The 3064-nt window shown below is 69.7% G+C and carries 4 protein-coding genes; 1 reads left to right on the forward strand and 3 read right to left on the reverse strand.

From position 1 onward, the window contains the following. Positions 1 to 116 precede the first annotated feature (116 nt). Positions 117 to 908 carry a transposase family protein gene (locus tag RMT89_RS39870; RefSeq protein WP_315888643.1) on the forward strand — a complete coding sequence of 264 codons (792 nt, stop codon included), beginning with the start codon at positions 117 to 119 and terminating at the stop codon, positions 906 to 908. On the opposite strand, the gene RMT89_RS39875 is transcribed toward RMT89_RS39870, so the two are convergent. The 3 genes from RMT89_RS39875 to RMT89_RS39885 form a co-directional block, all read right to left on the reverse strand. Beyond that, positions 833 to 1546, reverse strand: a complete 714-nt coding sequence (locus RMT89_RS39875; protein WP_315888644.1) for a ParA family protein — start codon at positions 1544 to 1546, stop codon at positions 833 to 835. The two genes, RMT89_RS39870 and RMT89_RS39875, sit on opposite strands and share 76 nt — an antisense overlap. Positions 1547 to 1725: 179 nt before the next feature. Next, positions 1726 to 2313, reverse strand: coding sequence for a helix-turn-helix domain-containing protein (locus RMT89_RS39880; RefSeq protein ID WP_315888645.1), 588 nt, complete (start codon positions 2311 to 2313; stop codon positions 1726 to 1728). Beyond that, positions 2295 to 3011 carry a MarR family winged helix-turn-helix transcriptional regulator gene (locus RMT89_RS39885; protein ID WP_315888646.1) on the reverse strand — a complete coding sequence of 239 codons (717 nt, stop codon included), beginning with the start codon at positions 3009 to 3011 and terminating at the stop codon, positions 2295 to 2297. The genes RMT89_RS39880 and RMT89_RS39885 overlap by 19 nt, the downstream gene beginning before the upstream one ends. Positions 3012 to 3064: the final 53 nt, after the last annotated feature.

Raw genomic sequence — 3064 nt, forward strand, 5'->3', positions numbered from 1 at the left:
TCCTGCTCAACGACGGTGTCGGTCATCTCTGGCGTCTCCTTGATCATCAGATCCGCCGTTGATTAGACACTCCCGATAGCACGTGACGCGGAGGCCCTGTGGCGGGGTGCTGGGGCGTGTCCGACGAGGTCTTGATCCTTCTGCTGGCCCAACTGAAGCCAGTAGTCGACGAGTTAGTGGTGGCCGTCTACGGCGTAGTGGTCATCACGGCGCGTACCCGCGACGGCCCGGCCGCCTGCACGGGATGCGGGCAGAGCTCCGACTGGCTGCACAGCCGCTGCCAGCGGCACATCGCTGACGAGGCGGTCGGCGGCCGACCGGTGCGGATCGACTTGACGGTCCGCCGGCTGTACTGCGAAAACGCCAACTGCCCGAAGGTGACGTTCGCCGAGCAGGTAGACGGGCTGACGGTGCGCTACCAGCGGCGTTCTCCCGCTCTGCAGGTGATGGTGACCGCGGTCTCGGTGGCGCTGGCGGGGAAGGCCGGATCCCGGCTGCTGCTCCACCTGCACCAGACGCTCAGCTGGGCCAGCCTGCTCAACTGCCTGATGAAGGTGCCTGATCCGCTGGGCTCGACCCCGCGGGTGCTGGCTGTGGACGACTTCGCGCTGCGCCGCTCCCGCCGATGCTTCGACGGGAGCGATGGATGGAGCGGGCTGAACCCGCGGCTCGTCGGCAGCGGGCCGACCTTCGCCCTGGGCGGCGGCCTGTTCAGCGGCGAACTGCTCGGGGGTGAGCTCGGCGGCCGGGGGAGGGGGCGGCGGGGTCGCCTTCTTGGCCCCGCTGCCGAGGGTGCGGCCGGTGCGGCGGGCCGGGGGCTTCATACGCTCGGTCATGCCGTGAGTTCCTTCATCAGGTTGGCGTACTCGCTGAGTTCGGTGGGGATCTCGCCGAAGGCCTCCATGTAGTGCACCCAGGAGTGGATGGTGGTCTCGGCGAGCGGGAACGCCTCGTCGCGGTCCGGGCCGATGCCCTCGCCCTCGGCGGGATCGAGGAGCTTGTCCTTGGCGTTGCGGGGCAGGCTGGTGCGGTCGTCGGCCTTGACCATCACGACGTGGGCGGTGACGTCGCGGGTGTTGCGGGCGGCGGCGCGCTCGGCCTCGTCGAAGGTGGCCACGAGCTTGCGGCGCTCGATCTTGGTGGGGGCGACTGGGACGAGCAGCAGATTCGCCTCGGTAACCGCTTCGTGGAAGATGCGGGCGCTGCCGCCGCCGGCGTCGACCACGATCGCGCCGAACTCGGCGCGTTTGGTGCGGATGTACTCGGCGATGTCGTCGAACGGGTAGCGCTCGATGACCAGGTTGTCGGGGATGTCGAAGCCGGCGGCCTGGGCGACCTTGAACCAGTCGTAGGCGGACTGGCTGGTGGCGTCCGCGTCCAGCAGCAGGGTGGGCAAGTTGAGGACGACGGCGTTGTAGAGGGCGATGAACCAGGCGGAGGTGGTCTTGCCGGTGCCGCCCTTGAGCATGCCGACAACAATGACGAAGGCGTCCCAGGCGCTGGCCGTGGCCGCGGCCAGGGTCTTGGTACGAGTGTTCTCACTCACGTGTGCTTGATCTCCTGAATTTGAGCGGTTTGTTGACTTGGGTGTGTCGGCGAACGCCGACGTTCGGTTGCGGCTGATTGCCGACGGCGGAGGGGCCCGTGCTGCAGTGCTGGATCGGGGTCGGCGCACCGTCGGTCTCGGGATGTGCCAGGCGCCGCCGGGGACACCTGTGAGGGCGCTCATGGCCGCTTCCTCGGGGTGCGGGCCGGGCCGTGGTTGTGCTGGGGACGCATGCGGGTGCCTGCCTGGTGCAGGAGCCGGTAGACGGTGGCGATGGAGTAGCTGCACTTCTCGGCGAGTTCCGGCACCGTGGCGCCGGCCTCGTACCGCGCCCGCAGGGACATCGCGAGCTTCTGCCGCTCGGCGGCCCGTGCTGCGGCGCGCATCCGCAGCGTCTGCTGTGTCGTGCGCACGCTGCCGCCGGCCTCGATCAACAGGCGTCGGGCAGCACGCCTCGTCCCTCCCGCGGCCGCGGCGAGCTCGGTCAGGGTCGCGCCGTGCTTCTCGTACAGGGTGCGCAGGTGGGCGGCGAGGCGCTTGCGTGCCTGCGGGTCCTGACGCATCCTGCGGGTCTGCCACGACGTGCGCATCACGGTCCCGGCGTCATGGAGCCGGTTGAGGACCGTGCCGTACGACAGCCCACTGCTTGCAACGAGCTCGTCGACCGTGGCACCGGACTCGTACTGCTCGCGAAGCGCTTGGGCGGTGGCCTCATCGCTGTGACTGGCCGGGGCTGGAGGGGGTGGGTTCACGCTGCGGACTCCCATTCGCTGAGGGCTTCGGCATGGGCGGCGGCCAGCTCGTCGTAACTGCGCTGGTCGGCAGGGGTGATGAGGATCAGCCGTCCATCGGTGGCGATCCGCCAGTCGGGAGCGGCGCGGCCGGTGACCGGATCGAGGACGCATCCGTTTGGGGCCTGCCACGCGGAGGGAATCTCGTCGGGGCGTGGTGTGGGGACCAGGACCCGGCGCCCATCGCGGACGATCACCACGGCCTTGCTGCGGTGCTCCGACAGCCGCTCCAGCAGGTCCCGGTACGCCGCGCGCTCGGCAGCGTGCAGCGCCTTGCGGCGGGCCGCGACGCCCGTGGTTCCCTGCCGCTTCGCGACGGAGTCCCAGCCCTGAGCCGGCTCGGCGATCTCTTCGGTCGCGGTCTGCGGAGAGCTGCTGCCGAAGCCTTCCAGGGCGCGAGGTGCGAGGGTCCAGGTCTCTCCGCTGTGGTGGACGAGGCCGTGGTCGACCAGGCGTCGCAAGGTCCGGTAGGCGGTGGCGCGGGATACCGATGACGAGCCGACAAGTTCACCGGCCGTCTGTGCCGGGCGGGCGTGCAGTGCGCCGATGATCACGAGTGCGGCGCTGCCCAGACCGTGGTGGGCGAAGGCGTCGTGGCCCATCAGACGGCCGATGACGGTCGAGTCGACGTCGGCCGCCGCACCCGTCTCAGAGCCCGTGAACAAACTGATCATTTCCGGTGTTTGGCGTCCTTCGTGCCCGCCAGGCGCCGTGACATCAGCATGAT

Source organism: Streptomyces sp. P17, from assembly GCF_032436805.1.
Lineage (GTDB): Bacteria > Actinomycetota > Actinomycetes > Streptomycetales > Streptomycetaceae > Streptomyces.